Raw genomic sequence first — 21,501 nt, 5'->3', positions numbered from 1 at the left:
GGGCCGGGTCAGGGCCGGTGGCCGCGCCGGCTCTCCTCCAGCGCCGCGCGGTACTCCTCGACGGTCTCCATGCGCGGCACGAACAGCAGCGCGATCAGGTACGCGACGCCGAGCAGGCCGCTGGTGACGAACAGGAACACGATCGCGAAGACGCGCACCCAGTCCACCCGGAGGTCGCTGCGCGTGGCGAGCCCGAGGCACAGGCCGCCGAACCACTTGCCCTCGTCGATGCGGTACAGCCAGGGCAGGCTCCGGCCGGGAGCCCGCGGGGCGGACGCGGCGGGACCGCTTGGGGCAGCACCGGTTGCAGAAGCACTGTCGGGGCCGGGCTCCACCGGCCCGGTCTCGGCGAGGATGCGCGCCATCGCGGCCTCCTCGACGCCTGCAGGGCCGCCGTCGAGTTCGGCGCGGAGCCGGTCGCCGATGGCCATCTCGATGTCGCGCACGGTCTCGTCGCCGTCGGGGCCGGAGCCGACGGCCGAGCGCGCGTCGGCCAGATAGGACACGAGCAGTCGTTTCGCGGGGGCGGTCACGGGGAACGCGCCGGAGTGGCCGCTGAGGGCGATGTGGTCCACGGTCAATGTCCAATCGAGTCGATCATCGTTGCGAGGCTGCGGAAGTAGTCCCGGAACAGGGTGAGCTGGGTCCGGCCTTCGGCGGAGAGCGAGAGGTACTTCCGCGGGGGGCCGCTGGGGGACTCGCGCCACTCGTGCGTGAGGAGCCCTTCGCGCCGGAGCCGGTTCAGCAGCGGGTGCAGGGTGCCGTCCTGCACCGGGAACTCCGCGTCGCGGAGCAGCTGGGCGATCTCCCCGGCGTACCGGCTCTCCCCGTCCAGCGCGGCCAGCACCACGGGTTCGAGCATCCCCCGGCGCAGCGCAGCGAACTTAGCCTCCATGCAGCTACCTTATCACCGCAAGGTACCGGTGCGGGTCACGCAAAAGCCGGGCCGCCCCGCGAGCGGGCGGCCCGGCGGTGGGCCGGTGCCTCGACGGCCTTGTGCCGCAATTGATCTGCGCTCCGGGGGCCCGGCGGCGGACCGCCGTCAGTCGGGACGGCGCACCAGGTGGGGGATCATGACCGGATTGGAGATCCAATGCCCGTCCGATCCCGGGGGCAGGGCCTCCAGCTCGTCCTGCGGGGACACCCCGTGGGCGGCCAGGTGCGCCATCGCCGCGTCCACGTCGTCGGTGCACAGCTCCAGCCAGAGCTCGGCCCCGGTGTAGTTGTCGACCCGGTCGAGCCAGAGCGTCACGGGGCCGAACGCGACGGAGGCGCACTGCGCCACGCCCGCCGCGACGTCGGCGTCCGACTCGTCGGTCACGGTCATGCCCAGCACGTCGCGGTAGAACGCCACCACGGCGTCGAACCGGGCCTTCGGGAGCTTCATGGCGATGTTCCGGCCGCCTTCGAACCTCGGTGTCACCGGTCTTCCGCCTCTCTCGTCAAGTGGTCCTGCAGGGCTTGCAGCCGGCCGTCCCAGTCCCGCGCCAGCGAGGCGAGGAACCGCTGCGCCACCTGCATCGGCGCGGACCGGAGCCCGTACCGGACGCGGCGGCCCTCCGGCGGCCCGGCCGCGACCAGGCCCGCCTCGGTCAGCAGCGCGAGGTGCTTCGCGACCGCCTGGCGCGTGATCGGGAGGCGGTCGGCGAGTTCGGTGACCGTGGCCGGGCCGTGCGCGGCGAGCGCGGCCAGGACCGCGCGCCGGGACGGGTCGGCGATTGCGGTGAACACCCGCTCGGCGACGGCCTCGACGTCATCGGCCATCGAGGTACCCGGCCAGTTCCGCGAGCTCGCTCGCCCAGCCGCCGGTGTTGCCCTCGAACGCCGCGCGGTGCGCGTCGGCGGGGAGCTGGGCGAAACCGGTCTCGACCACGCGCAGCCGCGTGCCGGCCCCGGCCGGTTCGAGCGTGAACTCGACGTAGGTGCGCCGCGGGTCGTCCGCGGGCAGGCCGGTGATCGGCCAGGTGAACCCGAAGACCCGGGGCTCCTCCACGCGTTCGACGCGCACGTCGGCGGTCGAGCCGTCGTCCCAGCGCATCCACGCGCGCCCGCCGGGGCGCAGGTCGATCTCGGTCTCGCTGCCGAACCAGCCGCTCAGGCCCTCGGCCGTGGTCAGCGCGGTCCAGACCCGGCTCGGCGGGTGCGCGAGGTCCAGGGTCCGCTCGATGCGGTCGGGAAAGCCCATGGCCGTACTCCAATGCTCGCAACCTTCTGGTTGCGACTCTATCGCAACCCAAGGGTTGCGTCAAGCGGGCTCCGTTGACAAGTTATCAGATATCTGATCTACTCCTGCGATCACGAGTTCCGACGACGCGACTCCTGGAGGACCAATGACGCGTGCACCCCTCCGCCGCACGGCCACCGCCCTGACGGCGCTCACCGCAGCCCTCTCCCTCACCGCCTGCGGCGTCTTCGGCGGCGGCAGCGCCGACGAGGCCGACGCCGGCGACGGCGTCATCACGTTCTGGCACTACTACGGCGACCCGCACGGCGTCCCCCTCGAAGCGATGCTGGAGCGGTACACCGAGGAGACCGGCGTCGAGGTCGAGCCGCGCTTCATCCCCTTCGAGGACTTCGGCCGCACCCTCCAGCAGCAGGCCGCGGCCGGCGGCCTCCCCGACGTGGCGCTCGTCAACGCCTACGAGACCGGCCAGCTCGCCGACGCCGGGATCATCGAGGACCTCAGCGCCTACGCCGACGCCTGGGGCGAGCGGGACGCCTACTACGACGCCGGCTGGGAGACCGGCCAGGTCGACGGCGCCACCTACGGCATCCCGCACCTCGCCGACGACTACGCGCTCTACTACAACGAGGACGCCCTCGCCGCGGCCGGCGTCGCGGTCCCGACCACCTGGGACGAGATGGAGGCCGCCGCGGCCGCGATCGCCGACAGCGGCGCCGCCTCCTACGGGCTCGCCGTCTCCGGCATCGAAGGCGCCGAAGGGGCCACCGGGATCCTCCTGCGCACTCTCGCCGCGGGCGGCGACCTCGCGGACTTCGGCGGCGGGGCCGGCACCGCCGCGCTCGAGTCGTTCCAGCGGATGACCGCCTCCGGAGGGCTCTCCGAGGGCTTCCTCACCTGGAACGAGGACGACGCGATGGCCGCGTTCACCAACGGCGAGGCCGCCATGGCGATCAACTCCGCCAGCGCCGTCAACGTCGTGCGCGAGAACGCCCCCGACCTCGCCTGGAACGTGGCCCCGCTCCCCGCCGACGCCACCGAGGCGACGTTCCTGTCCGCCGAGAACCTCGCGATCGGCGCCGGCAGCGGCGACGCGGACGCCGCGTGGGACCTCATCGAGTGGATGCAGCAGCCGAGCGTGCTGGAGGAGTACCTGCCCGAGCGCAACAAGCTCCCCGCGCGCTCCGACGTGCCCGGCGCGGTGACCGACCCGGTCCGGGCCGTGTTCGCCGACCAGCTCGAGAACGCCTGGGCGCCGACGGGGGAGACCGCGCTGCACTCCACCGAGGCGCTGACCATCGTCCAGCAGGCGCTCCAGGCCGTCATCAGCGGATCGGCGACGCCCGCCGACGCCGCGGCCGAGGCGCAGGCGGCCATCGACGAGGCCATGGGGCGCTGACCCGTGGCCGTTCCACCGCCCACCGTGCGGCGAGACACGCCGGGCAGCGCTGCACCGGGCGCGGCCTCGCCGGGCATCGTCGCCGCCCGCGCCGCCACCTCACCGCGCCCGGCCGGGCCCCGCAGGCGGGGCCGCCGCCGCCTCGCGCCGCTGCTGTTCATCGCCCCGGCCGTGCTCTTCGTCGGCGCCACCGTCGTCTACCCGCTGCTCTACAGCGTGCTCCAGAGCTTCTTCGACATCGGCCTGCGCGAGGTCGTCCAAGGCGGGGCGCGCTGGGTCGGCCTCGACAACTACGTCGACCAGTTCGACCGGCCGCGCTTCTGGGACGCCTTCGCGGTGTCCGCGGTCTACACCGTCGCGAGCGTGGCGCTCACGTTCGCGATCGGACTCGGCCTCGCGCTCCTGCTGCGCCGGCCCTTCCGCGGCCGGGACGTGCTGCGCGCGCTCATCCTCGTCGCCTGGGTGCTCCCGACCGTGGTCAGCGCCAACGTGTGGCGGTGGCTCCTCGACGGCAGCTACGGGCTGCTCAACGCGCTGCTGCGCGCGCTCGGGCTCCTCGAAGGCGACCTGTTCTGGCTCGGCCGGCCCACGGCGGCGGTCGCCGCGGTCGTCATCGCCACCGCGTGGAGCTTCGCCCCGTTCGCGATGATCCTGCTCGCCGCCGGGCTCGAAGGCATCCCCAAGGGGCTGTACGAGGCCGCGCGCATCGACGGGGCCTCGCCGTGGCGCCAGTTCCGGCACCTCACGCTCCCGCAGCTGCGCCCGGTCTCGCTCGCCGCGCTGCTGCTCGTCTTCATCTACACGTTCAAGAACTTCGACACGATCTTCCTCATGACCGCGGGCGGGCCCGGCGGCGCGACCGCGACACTGCCCGTCTACGCGTACAACGAGGCGTTCGAGTTCTCCCGCTTCGACACCGCCTCGGTCGCCACCACGGTCCTCATGATCGTGCCGATCGCCTTGTCCCTCTGGTATTTCCGGGCCCTGCGGAAGGAGCAGAGCGCATGAGCGCGACCACCGCGACCGGCTCGCGCCGCGACCGCCGCACCCGCCGGTGGCTCGCGACCGCCGGCACCATCGCCGCCGCCGTCTACCTGATTCCCGTCTACTGGATGGTCGTCACCTCTCTGAAGACCGGCGACGCGGTCTTCCGCGTGCCCCCGGACCTGGTCCCGCTGCCGCCGACCGTCGAGTCCTACACCCGCGCGGTCTTCGCCGACCCCGACATCGCGCGCGGCCTCGCCAACAGCGCCGTCATCGCGGTCGGCACCACCGTGCTCACGCTCCTCCTCGCGCTGCCCGCCGCGTACGGGCTCGCGAAGTTCCGGGTCCGCGGCGTCGGTGCGGTCATGATGCTCATGCTCGTCGTGCAGATGGTGCCCTCGGTGAACCTCGCCCTGCCGATGTTCGTCCTGTTCTCCGGTGCGGGCCTGGTGGACTCGTACGCCGGGCTCGTCATCGCGAACTGCGCGCTGGCGGTGCCGCTGGCGGTCACGATCCTGCGGCCGTACTTCCTCGGCGTCCCCGAGGAGGTGGTCGAGGCGGCCAGGATGGACGGCTGCGGCGAGCTCTCCTCGTTCGCGCGCATCGCACTCCCGATCTCGGTGCCCGGCATCGTCACGGTGGCCGTCGTGAGCTTCCTGGGCGCGTGGGGCGAGTTCGTGTTCGGGCTCTCGCTCGCCACCAGCGAGGGCATCCAGCCGATCACGATCGTCCTGGCCGAGATCACCAACGAGTTCGGGGTGCGCTGGAACGACCTCATGGCGGTCTCCGCGGTCGTGGCCCTGCCGGTGATCGCGGCGTTCGTCTTCCTCCAGCGGTACATCGTCGCCGGGCTCACCGACGGCGCCACCAAGGCGTGACACACGCGTGAAAGGACAGCTCATGAGCCGGTTCGAATTCTGGGCGGCCGCCCTGGCGCCGTACGACGGGACCGGGCGGGTCGACCTCGACCGCGTCCCCGAGCAGCTGGCGCACCTGCGCTCGACCGGCGTGCAGGGTGCCTTCGTCAACGGCACGAGCGGCGAGTTCCCGTTCCTCACCGTCGAAGAACGCGTGTCCATCCTGGAGGCGTGGGCCGCCGCCCGCCCGGACGGCTTCGGCCTGGGCGTCCACGTCGGCGGGCTGCCGCTGGCGACCACCCGCGACCTCGCCGCCCACGCCAAGGGCCTCGGCGTCGACCTCGTCGCCACCGTCGCGCCCTACTACGGGCAGGCGCCGACGCTCGCGCACCTGGTCGACTGGCTGTCCGAAGTGGCCTCCGCCGCGGCCGGGGTCCCGTTCTGCTACTACCAGATCCCGTCGATGACCGGCCCCGTCCCGCGCCCCAGCGAGGTCGCCGCCGCGGTCCCCTTCCTCGCGGCGGTGAAGTTCACCGACGAGGACCTGATGGAACTGGAGGCGGTCCGCCTCGCCCGCCCCGACCTCCGCGTCTACTTCGGACGCGACGAGCTCCTGCCCGCCGCGCTCGCCCTCGGCTCCGGCGCCGCGATCGGCAGCCTCTACAACGGCCTCGCGCCCCTCGCCCACGCCGTCGTCGACGCCTTCGACCGCGGCGAGACCGACCGCGCTCACGCACTGCACCGGCCCTTCCGCGACATCGCCCGCGCCGCAACCGGACCCGGCTTCGTCAAGGAGCTCATGAACCGCCTCGGCCCCGACATCGGCCCGGCCCGCACCCCCTGGGGCCCGGCCAGTGCCGCCGACCGCGCCGCGATCGACCGGCTCGTCCCGTCCCTGCGCGACGCGCTCGCCGCCGCGGCCGACGCGCCCGCGCTCCCCGGTACGGTCGTCACATGAGATCAGGCGGTCCGATCTACCTTGCCGCGCAGCGCAGGCTGCGCGACTACATCCGCGAGCACGACCTGCCCGCGGGCGCGCGCCTCCCCAGCGAGGCCGACCTCGCCGCCGAACTCGGCGTCAGCCGACTGTCGCTGCGCGAGGCCACGCGCAGCCTCCAGACCCTCGGCGTCATCGAGGCGCGGCACGGCAACGGCCTCTTCGTCTCCGAGTTCTCCTTCAAACCGATCATCGAACAGCTCCCGTACGGCCTGGCCGGCACCGGCACCGCCGTGGTCGAGGTCCTGACGGCCCGCGAGGCGATGGAGGCCGGCCTCATGCCCGCCGTCGCGCGGGCCGGCCTCGACGCCGAACTCCAGCGCTGCGCCGACATCGCGCGGGAGATGACCGAACGCGACGAACGCGGCGAGGACTCGCGCGAACTCGACGAGGAGTTCCACCGCACGCTCTACTCCGGCCTCGGCAATCCCTTGGTGGACAACCTCATCGACCTGTTCTGGCGGCTCTTCGGCGAACTCAGCCGCGAAGTCGGCGGCCGCATGCTCGCCCCCGCCCCGAACCGCGGCCTCGTCCACGCCCGCATCATCGACGCCCTCACCGCGGGCGACGAGCTGCTGGCCGTCCAGCGCATGCGCGAACACTTCGACGACCTGAGGAAACGCGTAGCGGCCCTCGACCTCACCGACGACCGCCGGGAGCCCTGACCGCCCGGCCCGCGAACCACTGATGCGAGTGGTACTCCTGACCGAATATCCTCACCGGTGAGGGAGAGGGGTCCCATGAGCGAACTCGTATTCAGGCGCGCCGACGGCTGGATGCCGAAGGCGGTCCGCGTGAACGGCGAACTGCGACTGGAGGTGGTCGGCGGGGCCGACGCGAACCACGACCCGCGCGTGTTCACGTTCCCCATCGACGACGCCCACCTCGCGGTGATCCGCCACGACCTCCTGCGGCACCTGCTCCTGTGGGGCATGCTCGCGCCCCTGTGCGACGCCGCCGGGACCCGGGGCCCGCTCGACGAGGCCGCGGCGATCGCACTGCTCGGCCCGATCCTGTTCGGCACGCCCGAAGCACTCGACGCGCGCTGCCGGAACCACCGCTCCGTCGAGTACCAGCTCATCGCCCACGGCGCGGACATCGACCTGCTCGAACGCGGCGAACTCGTCGCCGCATCGCGATCCCTCACCGAGACTCCCGACCCGCAGCGCGTCCAGGAGTACGACGCCGACCGCCGCCGCGCCGAACGCGGCGTCCGCCTCACCCCGCTCGACACCGCGATCCTGAAGTTCACCGGCCAGTACCTGCACGGCGCGACGATCCCCCGCCGCCTCCCCGACGCCGTCGACCCCGATCTCCTGCCCCAAGTGATGCGGGTCGTCTTCACCGCCGAACGGACCGCCACCACCATGGGCATCGCCCGCGACCCCCGCCGCGGCAGGCGCGGCACGGACAGGGACGACTGGCACCGCATGGAGAACGCCGTCGCCGAGGCCGTCCGCCGCGCCCACCCCGCGCTGGCCGACGACGCCGTCCGCACCGTCACCTTCCTCATGTGCGCAGAAGCCGCCCACCGCGCCCGGACCACCCCCGAGGACGGGACGTCCGCCGACCGCCCGCTCGTCTTCACCGACGACAAGGACGCCACCTTCACCTGGACCCCGGCCGACCCCCGCCCCACCACAACCGCGTTCTGGGACTTCGTCGCCGACCACTACGCCGGCGACAACGAGGTCTTCACCATCGAAGACGAAGCGGCGGGCGAGGGAATCCAACTCCACCTCTACGCCGACACCGCCGCCAGGATCACCACCCCGATCCCCGGCGAAGACCCCCAGTACCAGGTCGAATACGCCCTCATCGACGGCCTCCGCGGATACCGCGACCTGGTCGCCGCCTTCATCAAGGAAGGCTGCCCCGCCCTCGACCCCTTCGGCCCCTGGACCACCGACGTAGAAGCCTTCGAAACCGCCCGCCGCCACCGCGACGCCGACGCGAAACCGAGCAGATAGATGCTTGGTGGGTGCTACAGGGATCGAACCTGTGACCACCTCGTTGTAAGCGAGGTGCTCTACCGCTGAGCTAAGCACCCTGGGGCGCGTGGGGGCGCGCCGAGCCTGAGAAAGGGTACCTGAACGGGGGCTTGGGCGCGAGTGCAGGGTCACTGGGCAGCGGGGGGAGGGAGAGGCGCCGCACACGCGGAATTCAGTGCAAGCTTCAAGTGTTGGGCCTGGTGTGATTGAGCTGAAGAAGAACGTCCTCCGCGTGGACGTCTGGTCCGACATCGCCTGCCCTTGGTGCTACGTGGGCAAGGCCCGCTTCGACAAGGCCGTGGAGGAGCTCTCCGGGAAGGTCGCCGTCGAAGTGCGGCACCGGTCCTTCGAGCTCGACCCGAACCGCGCCCCGGGCGAGGTCGACGCCGTCGTGCCCATGATCGCCAAGAAGTACGGCATCAGCCCCGCCCAGGCGCAGGCCAACGAGTACAAGCTCGGCGAACTCGCCAAGATCGAGGGCCTGGAGTACCGGACCGAGGGCCGCGACCACGGGAACACCTTCGACCTCCACCGGCTGCTGCACCTGGCCTCTGACCGGGGGCTCGAAGCGCAGGTCTGGCAGGCGTTCTACGCCGCGAACTTCGCCGACGAGGCTTCGATCTTCGAGCGCTCCCGCGTGATCGAGGTGGCCGTCGCCGCCGGGCTCGACGAGAGCGAGGTCGTCGCCGTGCTCGACGACCCGGAGCGGTACCGCGAAGCGGTGCGCGCCGACGAGGCCGAGGCCGCCGCGCTCGGGGCCAACGGAGTGCCCTTCTTCGTCATCGACGAGAAGTACGGCGTCTCCGGCGCGCAGCCGACCGCGCTGTTCGCCGAGATGCTGGAGAAGGCGTGGAACGAGAAGAAGCCCGCGCTCACCACCGTCACCGGCGCCGACGACGCGGAAGCGTGCGGGCCCGAAGGGTGCGCGATCTAGCGCCGCGGAAGTGGCGAAACCTTCTCGATTCGGAGCGTCCGGGCATATCCTGAGGCGAATTTCCCACCGAGGAGGAGGCGGTAGCCATGCCCATGGATCGCGAGACGCAGCTCAAGCTGGTGCACCTGCGGGACGACGCCGGCGTGCTCTCGCTCTACGTGAACGCCGACCCCCGGGAGCAGGGCTCCACCCCCATCTGGAAGACCCGGCTCGACCAGGGGCTCAAGCAGCTCCTCGACGCCGTCGACAACGGCACCAGGTCCCTCCTCGGCCGCCGGGTCGAAGAACTCAAGATCGACATCGAAGCGCTCGTCCGCCCCGGCTCGCCCGGGATCGGGCGGGCGCTGTTCGTCGCGCTCGGCACCGGCGAGACCTACACCGTGGAGATGCAGACGCCCCTGGCCGACCGGGTCGCCCTCGGGCCCCGCTCGCACATCGCCCCGATGTTCGGTGCGTGGGCGGAGGGCTCTCCCGTGGGCATCGCGGTCGTCGACGGGAAGGGCATGCGGCTGCTGGACAGCCGTTTCGGCCGGTGCGAGGAGGTCTCCGGGCTCGCGTTCGTGCTCGACACCTCCGAATGGCGCGTCATGAAGGGCCCCGGCGGCCACGGCCGCGACCACCACAGCAGTTCGACCCAGTACGACCTCTTCGACTTCCGGGTCGCCGAGCACCTCCAGAAGTTCCTCACCGCCGCCCACTCCACACTGGAGGAGCACACCGCCCAGTTCGGCTGGGAGCTCCTGGTCGTCACCGGCGACCCCGAACTCGTGGAGGCCGCCTCGAAGTCGCTCGGCGGCGTCAAGGCCGAGGTCGTCGCGGCGCAGATGGTGCTCGGCCAGAAGTCGCCCGCGCAGATCCAGCAGCTCCTCGCCCCCGAGATCGCCGCCGCCAGGCACGCCCGGGACGCGCGGATCGCCGCCGACTTCGCCGAAGCGCCTCCCAAGGCCGCCATCGGATCCGAGGAAGTCCTCGACGCCCTCCAGGGCGGCCGGGTCGACCGGCTCGTCATCGAGCGCGACTCGGTCTGGAGCGCCCAGCGCATCCCGCAGGGCGCGGTCCTCGCCGACGCCGTCGCGCCCGGCGAGGCCGACGTCGCCACCGCGATCGCCGAAGCGCAGCTCGGCGAGGCGATGATCGAGATGGCGCTGGCCTCCGACGCCAGGGTCTCGATCCTCAGCGAGGGCGTCGAACTGGGGGAGCAGGCCGGCGGCGTGGGGGCGTTCCTCCGCTGGTAACGGCCCCTTGAGTAGCTAGTTAGGTTATGCTAACCTATCTTCGGCAGTTCGAATTAGGGCCGCGAGTCTCTCACCTCTCGCGGCCCTAGCTGCGTTCCCGGATCCTTTCGGAGACTCGTGCGTCACATTGCGGCCCAACGGGCTTTCCTTCGGAGAGAATTCAACGTATGTTGAATTCATCAAGTGATGAATTTCCGACCACCCCAGGAGCACATCATGTCCGAGCAGCAGCAGACCGAGGTCATCGTCGTCGGGGCCGGCCCCACCGGGCTCCTCCTCGCGGGCGACCTCGCCGAAGCCGGCGTGCGGGTCCTCGTGCTGGAGAAGCGCGGTGCGGCGATCTCGAACCTCTCCCGCGCCTTCGCCGTCCACGCCCGCACCCTCGAAGTCCTCGACGCCCGCGGCCTCACCGACGACCTCTTCGCCCTCGGCGGCAGCCGCCTCGGCGAGCTCTTCCTGTTCGGCAGCGCCAAGGTCAAGCTCAGCGGCCTCGACTCCCGATTCCCCTACGTGCTCATGACCCCGCAGTACCACGTGGAGCGCGTCCTGCGCGAGCGCGCCGAGGCGGCCGGCGTCGAGTTCCGCTTCGACTGCAAGGTCACCGGCGTCGACCAGGCGGACGGCCGCGTCACCGTCCGCACCGAGGACGGCGACCACTGCGCGACCTACGTCGTCGGCACCGACGGGGTGCGCTCGTCCGTGCGCGAGGCCGTCGGCATCCCCTTCCCCGGTGAGGCCGTACTGGAGTCGATGATGCTCGCCGACGCCGAACTCGACGCCCCGCCCGCGCACAGCCCCGCGGTCGGCAGCGCCGGGGGCGCGTTCTGCTTCATCGCCGACTTCGGCGACGGCACCTGGCGCGTCATCGCCTGGAACGCCGCCGACCAGCGCAGCGAGGACGCCCCCGTCACCACCGCTGAGATCCGCACCGCCCTCAAGCTCGCCTTCGGCACCGACTTCGGGATGCACGAGCCGCGCTGGTCCTCGCGCTTCCACGCCGACGAGCGCCAGGCTCCGACCTACCGCGCCCGCAACGTCTTCCTCGCCGGGGACGCCGCGCACTGCCACTCGCCCGCCGGGGGCATGGGCATGAACACCGGACTCCAGGACGCCGCGAACCTCTCGTGGAAGCTCGCCGCGGTCCTGCGCGGCGCCGACGCCGCCCTGCTCGACACCTACGAGGGCGAGCGCCACCCCGTGGGCGAGGCGGTCCTGCGCACCAGCGGCCGGATCATCCGGGTCGCCGCCAACAAGTCGAAGGTCGCGAAGGTGGTCCGCGGCGCCGTCCTCGGCACCGCGATGCGCTTCGACGCGGTGCAGCACAAGGTCACCGGCCAGATCAGCGGCATCGACGTCCGCTACGGGCACGGCCACGGCGAGCACCCGCTCACCGGCACGCGCGCCGCGGACGTGGCCCTCGCGGACGGCTCACGGCTCTACGAGGCCCTGCGCGGCGGCCGGTTCGTCGTCCTCGACGGCACCGAACCCACTGGGGCCCTTGACGCCGCGACCGCCGAACCCGACGGCCTGACCCGCGTCGTGCGGCCCGACGGCTACATCGGCTGGGCCGGGACCGACGACCCCGCGGCGGTCCGGGACTACCTCGACACCCACGCCGGGAAGCACTGAGTCCCGGCGCAGACCGGAATCCCAGGAAACCGGGACGGCGGCGGGCACCCGCCCGCCGCCGTCTCTTGTGGTCTCCGGAGCCCGTCCGACGCGAGTTCGCTCCGCGTTCACGCGCTGAGGGTTGCACTCTCGGGGCATTTGTCGTGAACTTGCATTCCACCCGGTTTCATCCTGAGATATAGAGGTTCAATGACAAACGTCCTCAGTCGACGCGGCGTGCTCGGCGCCGGCCTCGCCGTCGGTGCCACGGCGGTCGCCACCGGTGCCTTCTCCGGAGCGGCGCAAGCGGAGGAGGCGTTCGGCGGCGCCCTCATCGGCGAGCCGAAACGCGACCAGCTCCACCTGCTCACCTTCAACATCCGCTTCAGGGGCGACCCCTCCCCGCACTCGTGGGAGGAGCGCCGGCCCCTCGTCAAGACCGTCCTCAAACGCGAGAAGCCCACGGTCCTGTTCACGCAGGAGGGCCTGTACGACCAGCTCCAGGACATCCTGGAGGACCTGGACGACCGCTACGACTGGATCCACCTCGGCCGCCTCGGCGGCTCGAAGTCGGAGGCCACCGCGGTCTACTGGGACTCCAAGCGCCTCAAGGTGGTCGAGTACGACCACCTGTGGCTCTCCGACACCCCGCTGCTCATCGGCTCCAAGGGCTGGGGCAACAACGTGGTGCGGATGCTCACGTGGGTCAGGTTCCTCGACCTGCGCACCGGCAAGGAGTTCTACGTGGTCGACAACCACTTCGACCACCAGTCGGAGGACGCCCGCCAGCGCGGCGCCCAGATGAACCTCGACGTCATCGCCCCCTGGATCGAGGCCGGCTTCCCCGTCGTCAGCGCCGGGGACTTCAACCAGGTCCCCGACACCCCGACCTACACCATCCTCACCGACGGCGGCCTCGTCGACTCCATGCTCGCCGCCGAGGAGCAGGTCACCCCGGTGTGGGGCACTTGGAACGGCTGGAACCCCGTGCCCAGCGAGGCCGAGCGCCGCATCGACTGGATCCTCACCACCCCCGGCATCCGCGTCCTCAAGGCCGCGGTGAACACGTACGCGAAGGACGGCCTCACCCCGTCCGACCACTGGCCGGCCCAGGCGCTCATCGAGCTGCCGTAATCCGCGAGCGCCTGCGGGGCGACGGACCCTGACGCTATGGTCGCGACCATGAACGATCGTCGGTCCGCCGCCCCGCAGGACGCGGCGCCCCCGGCCGCCCTGGGCGGCGCGCCCCTGGTCGGACCGGTCGCGGCGCCCTACCTGAGCCTCATGACCTACAACCTGAAGTCCGCCTCTGGCAGCGCCTCGCAGGCGTGGTGGAAGCGCCGGCCGCTGGTCAAGCAGCTCCTTCAAGCGGAGCGCCCGACCGTGCTGTGCACGCAGGAGGGCCGGTTCCGCCAGCTCATGGAGGTGCGCGAGGACCTCGGCGGCTACGACTGGATCCACCTCGGGCGCCTCGGCGGCTCCCGCTCGGAGTCGACCGCGATCCTGTGGGACGCCGCCCGGCTCACCCCGCTCGACTACGACCACCTCTGGCTCTCGCGGCACCCCGACCGGATCGGCTCGCGCAACTGGAGGTCCGGCACGGTCCGGATGCTCACCTGGGTCCGCTTCGAGGACAAGGCCACCGGCAGGGACTTCCACGTGGCGAACGTGCACCTCGACCACCGCTCCGAGAAGGCCCGCCGCAAGGGCGCCGCGATCTGCCGCGACACCGTGCGCCGCTTCCTCGGCCCTGCCGTCCTCGCCGGGGACTTCAACTGCGGCCCCGAATCGAAGGCCCACGGCATCCTCACCGGCGGCGGGCTCCTGGACGCCTGGAACACGAGCGCCGAACGCCTCACCCCCGACTGGGGCACGTTCAACCGCTGGAGGCCCGAGCCCGCCGCGGGCCGGCGCATCGACTGGATCATGGTGAAGCCCGGACCGCGTCGGCAGGAGCTCACCGTCCACAAGGCAGGCGTGAACGCGCGCGCCGGGGACGGCATGACGCCGTCGGACCACTGGCCGGTTCAGGCGGTGTTCACGATCGGACGCTAGGCGGCGCGGCTGAGGTACTCGCGGATCTCGCGCACGGCCGCGCGCCCGGCGCGGTTCGCGCCCACGGTGCTCGCCGAGGGCCCGTAGCCCGCGAGGTGGATGCGCGGATCGGCCGCGACCCTGGTGCCGTCCATGACGATCCCGCCGCCCGGCCCGCGCAGCTTCAGCGGCGCGAGGTGGTCGAGCGCGGCCCGGAACCCGGTGGCCCACAGGATCGTGTCGGCGGGGACGAAGCGGCCGTCGTTCCAGGCCACGCCTTCGGGTTCGATGCGGTCGAACATCGGGTGGCGTTCGAGGACCCCGGCTTCGCGGGCGGCCCGGATCTCGGGCGTGAGCGGCACGCCGGTGACGCTGATGACCGACTGCGGGCGCAGTCCCCTGCGGACGCGCTCCTCGACCATCGCGACGGCCTCGCGGCCGCGGTCGGGGTTGAAGTCGCCGCTGCGCCACTGCGGTTCGCGCCGCGTCACCCAGGTGGTGGCGGCCGCGACCGGGTGGATCTCCATGAGGTGCTGCATCGCGGAGATCCCGCCGCCGACGACCACGACCTGCTCGCCCCGGAACCCCTCGGGCCCGCGGTACTGCGCGGTGTGGAGCTGGCGGCCCTTGAAAGAGTCCTGCCCGGTGTAGCGCGGCCAGAACGGGCGCTCCCAGGTGCCGGTGGCGTTGATGAGGGCCTTCGCGATCCACTCGCCCCGGTCGGTGGCGATCGAGAGGCGCTTGTCGGGGAGCGACCGCACCGAGCGCACCGAGACCGGGCGCTCGACGCGCAGGTCGAACTCGCGCTCGTAGGCGGCGAAGTACGCGGAGATGACCCCGGCGACGGGGGTGGCCTCGTCGGGTTCGGGGACGGGCATCCCGGGGAGCTGGTAGACCCCGTTCACGGTCTTGAACGTGAGGGTCGGCCACCGGAACTGCCAGGCGCCGCCCGCGTGCGGGGCGTGGTCGAGGACGGCGAACCCGGTCCCGGGCTCGAAGTGGCGGCGCAGGAAGTACGCGGCCGACAGCCCGGCCTGGCCGGCCCCGATCACGACGACGTCCACTTCCCGGATCACACCAGGCGAAACGCCCCGGGAACGGCCCGGATTCCGGGTGGTGAGGGCTTTCACGCGGGTCTCGCGCCGCACCAGCGCGGCGGCCGTCAGCCCCTCGCCGCGCCTGCGCGGCCGTCTACCCCGGCGTCCTGCGCCCGCCGCGCGTTCCGGCTCCCTACGCGGGCTCCGCGTACTCCGCCTTCAAGGTGAACGCCTCCGGCGTCGGCCCCTGCTCCCGCAGCAGCGTCAGCCGCTCCTCGGCGTCGCGCACGGTCGGCCGCTCGCCGGCCGGCACCCACCACAGGGCCGTGACCGCCTCCTGGAGGTGCTCGAACCACTCGCGGCGGCGCCGCAGGTACGGCCGGTGGACCTCGCCGTACACGTACGCCTTCAACGCCTCCGGTCCCGTCCACACCGACATGTTCACGATGAGCCACTCGTCGCCCCAGAAGCGGAGGCCGGTCGCGCCGTCGCCCACGCCGTCGGTCAGGCGCCACACGAACCCGTCGGCGCCCTCCGCCGCGGCGTTCACCTCGGCGAGGCCGTCCATGAAGTCCTTCATGACGAGCGAGTCCGTGGTCCCCCGCATCCGCCCGATGTTCACCTGCGCCAGTTCGTATCCCATGCACCGAGCCTGCCAGCGCCCCGCGCGGCCCGTCAACGCCCGGACCCGAAACCCAGTCGCGCCCCAGTCGACTGGGTTTGCGCGAAGACAGGGATTGCGCGAAGACAGGGTTCCGCGGGGACGCGAAAGGGGCGGGCCCGAAGGCCCGCCCCGCACGCTCGGTGCGCCTTACCCGGCCAGGAGGCCGCGCAGGACGTACTGGAGGATGCCGCCGTTGCGGTAGTACTCGGCCTCGCCCGGGGTGTCCAGGCGGACCACGGCCTCGAAGGTGGTGACGGTGCCGTCGGCGCCGGTCGCGGTCACGGTGACCGTCTCCGGGATGCCCTCGTTGATGGCGTCGACGCCGGTGATCGCCACGGTCTCCTCGCCGGTGAGGCCGAGGCTCTGGTGCGACTCGCCCTCCGGGAACTGGAGCGGCAGGACGCCCATGCCGATGAGGTTCGAGCGGTGGATGCGCTCGTACGACTCGGTGATGACGGCCTTGACGCCCAGCAGGAGGGTGCCCTTGGCGGCCCAGTCGCGGCTGGAGCCGGTGCCGTACTCCTTGCCGGCGAAGATCACCAGCGGGGTCCCGGCGGCGGCGTAGTTCTGGGCCGCGTCGTAGATCGTCGACACGGGGCCGTCGGCCTGCGTGAAGTCGCGGGTCCAGCCGCCCTCGGTGCCCGGCGCGAGCTGGTTGCGCAGGCGGATGTTCGCGAAGGTGCCGCGGACCATGACCTCGTGGTTCCCGCGGCGGGCGCCGTAGGAGTTGAAGTCGCCCGGGGACACGCCCTGGCCCTTCAGGTACTCGCCGGCGGGCGAGTCGGCCTTGATCGAGCCGGCGGGGGAGATGTGGTCGGTCGTGACCGAGTCCCCGAGCTTCGCCAGGACGCGCGCGCCGTGGATGTCCTCGACGGCGCCCGGGGTGGCGGGCATGCCCTCGAAGTAGGGGGCCTTGCGCACGTAGGTCGAGGCGTCGTCCCACTCGAAGGTGTCGCCGGTCGGGATCGGCAGGGACTGCCAGGTCTCGTCGCCGTCGAAGACGGAGGCGTACTCCTTGAGGAACATGTCGCGGCCGATGTGGCCGTCGACGACCTCGCGCACGTCCTCGGCGGAGGGCCAGATGTCGCGCAGGTACACGTCCTGGCCGTCCTTGCCGGTGCCGATGGCGTCGGTCGTCAGGTTGACGTCCATGGTCCCGGCGAGGGCGTAGGCCACGACCAGCGGCGGGCTGGCGAGGTAGTTCATCTTGACGTCGGGGTTGATGCGCCCCTCGAAGTTGCGGTTGCCCGAGAGCACGGCGGCGACGGCGAGGTCGCCGGCCTGGACCGCGGCCGAGGTCTCCTCCGGGAGCGGGCCGGAGTTGCCGATGCAGGTGGTGCAGCCGTAGCCGACGAGGTTGAACCCGAGCTTGTCGAGGTACGGGGAGAGCCCGGCGCGCTGGAGGTACCCGGTGACGACCTGGGACCCGGGCGCGAGCGAGGTCTTCACCCACGGCTTGGAGAGCAGGCCGGCCTCGACGGCGTTCTTGGCGAGCAGGCCCGCGCCGACCATGACGTACGGGTTCGAGGTGTTGGTGCACGAGGTGATCGCGGCGATCACGACGGCGCCGTGGTCGAGCTCGAACTCGCCGGCCTCGGACTTGACGGTCTGCGGGTTGTGCGGGCGGTTCCCGTTGGGCGACTGCGCGGGGGCGTCGGAGCCCGGGAAGGACTCGATGCCCGGCTCGTCGGCCACGTAGCCGGCGACGTCGCGGCGCCACTGGCGCCCGGCGTCGTCGAGCTGGATGCGGTCCTGCGGGCGCTTGGGCCCGGCGATCGAGGGGACCACGGTGGAGAGGTCGAGTTCGAGGTACTCGGAGTACTCGGCCTCCTGCGACGGGTCGTGCCACATGCCCTGGGCCTTGGCGTACGCCTCGACGAGCGCGATCTGCTCGTCGGTGCGGCCGGTCAGGCGCAGGTAGTCGACGGTGCGCTCGTCGATCGGGAAGATGCCGCAGGTGGACCCGAACTCGGGGGCCATGTTGCCGAGCGTGGAGCGGTCGGCGACGGGCACCGAGGCGACGCCCTCGCCGTAGAACTCGACGAACTTGCCGACCACGCCGTGGTCGCGCAGGATCTCGGTGATGGTGAGGACGAGGTCGGTGGCGGTGGTCCCGGGCGGGAGGTCGCCGGAGAGCTTGAAGCCGACGACGCGCGGGATGAGCATGGAGATGGGCTGGCCGAGCATCGCGGCCTCCGCCTCGATGCCGCCCACGCCCCAGCCGAGGACGCCGATGCCGTTCTCCATGGTGGTGTGGGAGTCGGTGCCGACGCAGGTGTCGGGGTAGGCGACGCCGTCGCGGGTCATGACGACGCGCGCCAGGTGCTCGATGTTGACCTGGTGGACGATGCCGGTGCCGGGCGGGACGACCTTGAACTCGTCGAAGGCGGTCTGGCCCCAGCGCAGGAACTGGTAGCGCTCGCGGTTGCGCTCGTACTCGCGCTCGACGTTCCGCTGGAACGAGTCGGGGCGGCCGAAGAAGTCGACGATGACCGAGTGGTCGATGACCATCTCGGCGGGCGCGAGCGGGTTGACCTTGGAGGGGTCCCCGCCGAGGTCGCGGACGGCCTCGCGCATGGTGGCGAGGTCGACGACGCAGGGGACGCCGGTGAAGTCCTGCATGATGACGCGCGCGGGCGTGAACTGGATCTCGGTGCTGGGCTTGGCGTTGGGGTCCCAGGAGCCGAGGGCGCGGATGTGGTCCGCGGTGATGTCGGCGCCGTCCTCGTTGCGCAGCAGGTTCTCGAGGAGGACCTTGAGGCTGTACGGCAGCCGCTGGTGGCCCTCCACCTTGTCGATGCGGAAGATGTCGTAGTCGTGTTCGCCGACCCGCAGCGTTTCGCGGGCGCCGAAGGAGTCCGTACTCACCATGAGAGCTCCTCGAGTCAGAACTGAAGGTCGGTCTCAGTCTGCCGCAACCTGAGAGGCCGGGGACCGCGGTCGAGGACCGTGGCCGGGCAGAGCCGCCGACTCTTAAACAGTACGTCCGTCTTATTTAACGGGTCCAACTGTAGCACCTGATGTCGCGGGGGAGTTTCCCAGCCGACCCTAAGTGCGGCCGTGTGGCGTGGATCGCCAAGGGGGAGACCGCATCGGAAGGTTGAAGGCCGGCGGCGGCTGGCGGTAGTGTGCGGTGATGCCGCCGCCGCCGGCCCGGTGCGGTGGATATAAGTCTTAAATCGGACTATACGCGTCGGGCATCGGGGACCGCCACCGGCCCTCGGGCACCCGACGCGACCAGCGGATACGCGTTCACTCGCCCGCGAGCCGCGGCCCGGCCTCGCGCTGCTCCGCGAGCCAGGTCTCCACCTCGTCGGAGGTGCGCGGGAGCCCCGCCGAGAGGTTCTCGCAGCCGTCGGCGGTGACCCGCACGTCGTCCTCGATGCGGATGCCGACGCCGCGCAGCTCCTCGGGGACCAGCTCGTCGTTGGCCTGGAAGTACAGCCCCGGCTCGACGGTGAGGACGAAGTCCTCCTGCACCGCGCCCTTGTAGTAGTGCTCGGGCCGCGAGGCCGCGCAGTCGTGCACGTCGAGTCCGAGCATGTGCCCGAAGCCGTGCAGCGTCCAGCGGCGGTAGACCAGGGAGTCCTTGTCCAGCGCCTCGTCCACGGTCCCGGGCAGGATACCCAGGTCGCTCAGGCCCTCGGCGAGGACCCGCATGCAGGTCTGGTGGATCTCCTGGAACTCGGTGCCGGGCCTGATGACGTCCATGCCGGCCTGCTGCGAGGCGTGCACGACGTCGTAGACCTGGCGCTGGAGCGGCGTGAACCGGCCGTCCACGGGGATCGTGCGGGTGACGTCGGCGGTGTAGAGGTGGTGGTTCTCCACGCCCATGTCCATGAGCAGCAGCTCGCCGGTCTTGGTGGCGCCGTCGTTGGTGATCCAGTGCAGCGTGGTCGCGTGCGACCCGGCGCCCACGATCGAGTCGTAGCCGAGGCCGTTGCCCTCCAGGCGCGCGCGGGAGCGGAACACGCCCTCGATGAGGCGCTCGGACACCGAGCCGGTGGCCGGGATGATCCGGGCCACGTCCTCGAAGCCGCGCACGGTGATGTCGACCGCGTCCTGGAGCTGCTCGAGCTCCCACGAGTCCTTGCGCAGCCGCAGCTCCGACAGGACCGCCGCCAGCTCGCCGTCGCGGGTGAGGCCGCCTTCGGAGGACTCCGCCGCGAAGCGCGCGTCCAGCGCCGCGTCGAAGCCGCGCAGCAGGCGCGTGCGCGAGCGGTCGGCGCCCTTGAGGGCGTCGTCGAGCCCTTCGACGTCCTTGCACGGCAGGCCCAGGCGCACCTCGGTCTCGTCCAGGGAGTGCTTGCGGCCGATCCACAGCTCGCCGTACTTCGCCGAGCGGAAGAACTCGTCGGAGTCGGTGCCCTTGCGCGGCCGGCGGTACAGGACCGCCTCGTGGCCGTGGCCGCTCGGGTGCAGCACCAGGACGCCCTCGGGGTCCTGGTCGCCGGTGAGCCACACGAAGTCCGAGCCCGCGCGGAAGGGGTAGAAGGTGTCGTTCGAACGGCGCTGCTCCTCACCCGTGGGGACGATCAGCACCTCGCCGGGGAAGGCCGCCGACAGCGCCTCGCGGCGGCGCGCCGTGTAGGCCGCCTGGGGCAGCGGGGCCGCGTCCAGGTCCAAGGGCCCCCAACCGGAGCGCATGAACTCCAGGAACTTCTCGGGGAACTTCGGGTCGTGGGGTCGCTCCCCGGACTTCGTCTCGGCCATCGCCGTTCCTTTCCTCAATGCCTGTCGCGCGGCTGGGGCCTGCCCGGTGGCGCTTGCACAGTGACGGTACCGCGTTCGCGAGGGCCCCACGACGGTCCCGGCCGGTCGCCCCGAACGCGACGGCACCGCTACCCTGAGAATCGTGACCGATCGCGCCAATTCGTCGCTCAACCCGCCCCCGAACCAGGGAGCGGGCCCCTCGCGCTCGAGCGTCACCCTCACCGAAGTCCAGCTCGAGCAGATCCGCCGCCTCGTGGCGGTCGGCCGGGCCGAGTCCGTCGACGAGTACGTCGGCGCCGCCGTCGCCGAGCGGCTGGAGCGCGACCGCTCCCTCACCGAGCTCCAGGACCTGTTCGACCGCAAGGGACAGGGCCCCAGCGCCGAGCACCTCGCCTGGGCGCGCGAAGTCCTCGGCGTCGAGGACCCGGAGGCGCGTACATGATCGGTGGCCGCATCCTGGACGTGTCGGCCATCGTCGGATTCGCCACCTCCATGCCCTACCCGCAGGCCGTGGTGTTCACCGCGCTGGAGCAGAACGTGGTCCTCGCGATCCCCTCCGGGGCGCTCGCCGAGGCGTGGTCCCAGGCCCGCCGCCGCGACCGCGACGCCCTCCTGGTGCTGCTCGGCCTGCCCGTCACCGTGGTCATGGACCTCGACCAGAAGTCCGCCCGCGACGTCGGGCTCATGCTCTCGCGCTCGCGCCAGCACGGGAACATCGCCGCCGGGCACGTCGCCTGGTGTGGCCTGAACCGCCCCGGCTGGCCCATCGTCACGGGCGAGCCCAAGACCCTGCTTGCATTCGACGCGAGCCTGGAGATCGACCAGCTCCCGTGAGGGGCCGGACGAGGGACAATCAGAGGAGCAGC

At 71.7% G+C, this 21,501-nt stretch carries 22 protein-coding genes and 1 tRNA gene; 13 read left to right on the top strand and 10 right to left on the bottom strand.

Features of this window, described 5'->3' with window-relative positions; genetic code table 11:
- Positions 1 to 8: 8 nt before the first annotated feature.
- The 5 genes from BLS99_RS03005 to BLS99_RS02985 all read right to left on the bottom strand — a co-directional run bounded on the left by BLS99_RS03005 (position 9) and on the right by BLS99_RS02985 (position 2,185).
- The gene (locus BLS99_RS03005) at positions 9 to 575 is read right to left on the bottom strand and encodes a PspC domain-containing protein (protein ID WP_091043235.1); all 567 of its coding nucleotides are present in this window, start codon (positions 573 to 575) and stop codon (positions 9 to 11) included.
- Positions 576 to 577: 2 nt separating this feature from the next.
- Positions 578 to 895 (bottom strand): PadR family transcriptional regulator, encoded by a 318-nt coding sequence (locus tag BLS99_RS03000; protein ID WP_091043232.1) that lies wholly within the window; start codon positions 893 to 895, stop codon positions 578 to 580.
- Between the two features lie 147 nt (positions 896 to 1,042).
- Positions 1,043 to 1,423 carry a VOC family protein gene (locus BLS99_RS02995; protein WP_091043225.1) on the bottom strand — a complete coding sequence of 127 codons (381 nt, stop codon included), beginning with the start codon at positions 1,421 to 1,423 and terminating at the stop codon, positions 1,043 to 1,045.
- Positions 1,420 to 1,764: an ArsR/SmtB family transcription factor gene (locus tag BLS99_RS02990; protein ID WP_091043222.1), complete on the bottom strand. Its 345-nt coding sequence runs from the start codon at positions 1,762 to 1,764 to the stop codon at positions 1,420 to 1,422. Before BLS99_RS02990 ends, BLS99_RS02995 begins: the two co-directional genes overlap by 4 nt.
- Positions 1,754 to 2,185, bottom strand: coding sequence for an SRPBCC domain-containing protein (locus BLS99_RS02985; protein ID WP_091043218.1), 432 nt, complete (start codon positions 2,183 to 2,185; stop codon positions 1,754 to 1,756). Before BLS99_RS02985 ends, BLS99_RS02990 begins: the two co-directional genes overlap by 11 nt.
- 145 nt (positions 2,186 to 2,330) lie before the next feature.
- Between BLS99_RS02985 and BLS99_RS02980 the strand changes: the two genes are divergently transcribed.
- From BLS99_RS02980 to BLS99_RS02955, 6 genes are all read left to right on the top strand, one after another.
- The gene (locus BLS99_RS02980; protein ID WP_091043215.1) at positions 2,331 to 3,581 is read left to right on the top strand and encodes an ABC transporter substrate-binding protein; all 1,251 of its coding nucleotides are present in this window, start codon (positions 2,331 to 2,333) and stop codon (positions 3,579 to 3,581) included.
- 24 nt (positions 3,582 to 3,605) lie between these two features.
- A complete protein-coding gene (locus BLS99_RS02975; RefSeq protein WP_176953183.1) occupies positions 3,606 to 4,589 on the top strand; it encodes a carbohydrate ABC transporter permease in 984 nt (327 codons plus the stop codon).
- Complete coding sequence (locus tag BLS99_RS02970) at positions 4,586 to 5,443, top strand: carbohydrate ABC transporter permease (RefSeq protein WP_091043210.1); 858 nt, start codon at positions 4,586 to 4,588, stop codon at positions 5,441 to 5,443. Before BLS99_RS02975 ends, BLS99_RS02970 begins: the two co-directional genes overlap by 4 nt.
- A gap of 22 nt (positions 5,444 to 5,465) precedes the next feature.
- On the top strand, positions 5,466 to 6,380 hold the full coding sequence (locus tag BLS99_RS02965) for a dihydrodipicolinate synthase family protein (RefSeq protein ID WP_091043205.1): 915 nt from the start codon (positions 5,466 to 5,468) through the stop codon (positions 6,378 to 6,380).
- Positions 6,377 to 7,084, top strand: coding sequence for a FadR/GntR family transcriptional regulator (locus BLS99_RS02960; RefSeq protein WP_091043201.1), 708 nt, complete (start codon positions 6,377 to 6,379; stop codon positions 7,082 to 7,084). The genes BLS99_RS02965 and BLS99_RS02960 overlap by 4 nt, the downstream gene beginning before the upstream one ends.
- Before the next feature lie 75 nt (positions 7,085 to 7,159).
- The gene (locus BLS99_RS02955) at positions 7,160 to 8,389 is read left to right on the top strand and encodes a DUF6357 family protein (protein WP_091043198.1); all 1,230 of its coding nucleotides are present in this window, start codon (positions 7,160 to 7,162) and stop codon (positions 8,387 to 8,389) included.
- A gap of 5 nt (positions 8,390 to 8,394) precedes the next feature.
- On the opposite strand, the gene BLS99_RS02950 is transcribed toward BLS99_RS02955, so the two are convergent.
- Positions 8,395 to 8,469, bottom strand: a tRNA-Val gene (locus BLS99_RS02950).
- Between the two features lie 143 nt (positions 8,470 to 8,612).
- Here BLS99_RS02950 and BLS99_RS02945 point away from each other — a divergent pair.
- The 5 genes from BLS99_RS02945 to BLS99_RS02925 all read left to right on the top strand — a co-directional run bounded on the left by BLS99_RS02945 (position 8,613) and on the right by BLS99_RS02925 (position 14,242).
- Positions 8,613 to 9,344 carry a DsbA family oxidoreductase gene (locus tag BLS99_RS02945; protein WP_218126187.1) on the top strand — a complete coding sequence of 244 codons (732 nt, stop codon included), beginning with the start codon at positions 8,613 to 8,615 and terminating at the stop codon, positions 9,342 to 9,344.
- An 86-nt stretch (positions 9,345 to 9,430) separates the two neighbouring features.
- Positions 9,431 to 10,579 (top strand): VLRF1 family aeRF1-type release factor, encoded by a 1,149-nt coding sequence (locus BLS99_RS02940; RefSeq protein ID WP_091043196.1) that lies wholly within the window; start codon positions 9,431 to 9,433, stop codon positions 10,577 to 10,579.
- A gap of 216 nt (positions 10,580 to 10,795) precedes the next feature.
- On the top strand, positions 10,796 to 12,208 hold the full coding sequence (locus BLS99_RS02935) for an FAD-dependent monooxygenase (protein WP_091043193.1): 1,413 nt from the start codon (positions 10,796 to 10,798) through the stop codon (positions 12,206 to 12,208).
- Positions 12,209 to 12,397: 189 nt separating this feature from the next.
- On the top strand, positions 12,398 to 13,321 hold the full coding sequence (locus BLS99_RS02930) for an endonuclease/exonuclease/phosphatase family protein (protein WP_091043189.1): 924 nt from the start codon (positions 12,398 to 12,400) through the stop codon (positions 13,319 to 13,321).
- Between the two features lie 48 nt (positions 13,322 to 13,369).
- Complete coding sequence (locus BLS99_RS02925; RefSeq protein ID WP_176953182.1) at positions 13,370 to 14,242, top strand: endonuclease/exonuclease/phosphatase family protein; 873 nt, start codon at positions 13,370 to 13,372, stop codon at positions 14,240 to 14,242.
- On the opposite strand, the gene BLS99_RS02920 is transcribed toward BLS99_RS02925, so the two are convergent.
- From BLS99_RS02920 to BLS99_RS02905, 4 genes are all read right to left on the bottom strand, one after another.
- Complete coding sequence (locus BLS99_RS02920) at positions 14,239 to 15,294, bottom strand: NAD(P)-binding domain-containing protein (RefSeq protein WP_091044795.1); 1,056 nt, start codon at positions 15,292 to 15,294, stop codon at positions 14,239 to 14,241. The genes BLS99_RS02925 and BLS99_RS02920 overlap by 4 nt on opposite strands.
- Positions 15,295 to 15,451: 157 nt before the next feature.
- A complete protein-coding gene (locus tag BLS99_RS02915; protein WP_091043183.1) occupies positions 15,452 to 15,901 on the bottom strand; it encodes a DUF3291 domain-containing protein in 450 nt (149 codons plus the stop codon).
- A 168-nt stretch (positions 15,902 to 16,069) separates the two neighbouring features.
- The gene (acnA, locus tag BLS99_RS02910; RefSeq protein WP_091044792.1) at positions 16,070 to 18,790 is read right to left on the bottom strand and encodes an aconitate hydratase AcnA; all 2,721 of its coding nucleotides are present in this window, start codon (positions 18,788 to 18,790) and stop codon (positions 16,070 to 16,072) included.
- A 384-nt stretch (positions 18,791 to 19,174) separates the two neighbouring features.
- On the bottom strand, positions 19,175 to 20,635 hold the full coding sequence (locus tag BLS99_RS02905; RefSeq protein WP_091043180.1) for an aminopeptidase P family protein: 1,461 nt from the start codon (positions 20,633 to 20,635) through the stop codon (positions 19,175 to 19,177).
- 142 nt (positions 20,636 to 20,777) lie between these two features.
- On the opposite strand from BLS99_RS02905, the gene BLS99_RS02900 reads away from it, so the two are divergent.
- Complete coding sequence (locus BLS99_RS02900) at positions 20,778 to 21,077, top strand: ribbon-helix-helix domain-containing protein (protein WP_091043177.1); 300 nt, start codon at positions 20,778 to 20,780, stop codon at positions 21,075 to 21,077.
- Positions 21,074 to 21,469: a hypothetical protein gene (locus tag BLS99_RS02895; RefSeq protein WP_091043173.1), complete on the top strand. Its 396-nt coding sequence runs from the start codon at positions 21,074 to 21,076 to the stop codon at positions 21,467 to 21,469. Before BLS99_RS02900 ends, BLS99_RS02895 begins: the two co-directional genes overlap by 4 nt.
- Positions 21,470 to 21,501 lie beyond the last annotated feature (32 nt).

The sequence above is a fragment of the Glycomyces sambucus genome (assembly GCF_900102815.1).
GTDB classification, from domain to species: Bacteria; Actinomycetota; Actinomycetes; order Mycobacteriales; family Micromonosporaceae; genus Glycomyces; species Glycomyces sambucus.
The sequence above is the reverse complement of the archived record's forward strand: the minus strand, read 5'-3'. Positions and strand labels throughout refer to the sequence as shown.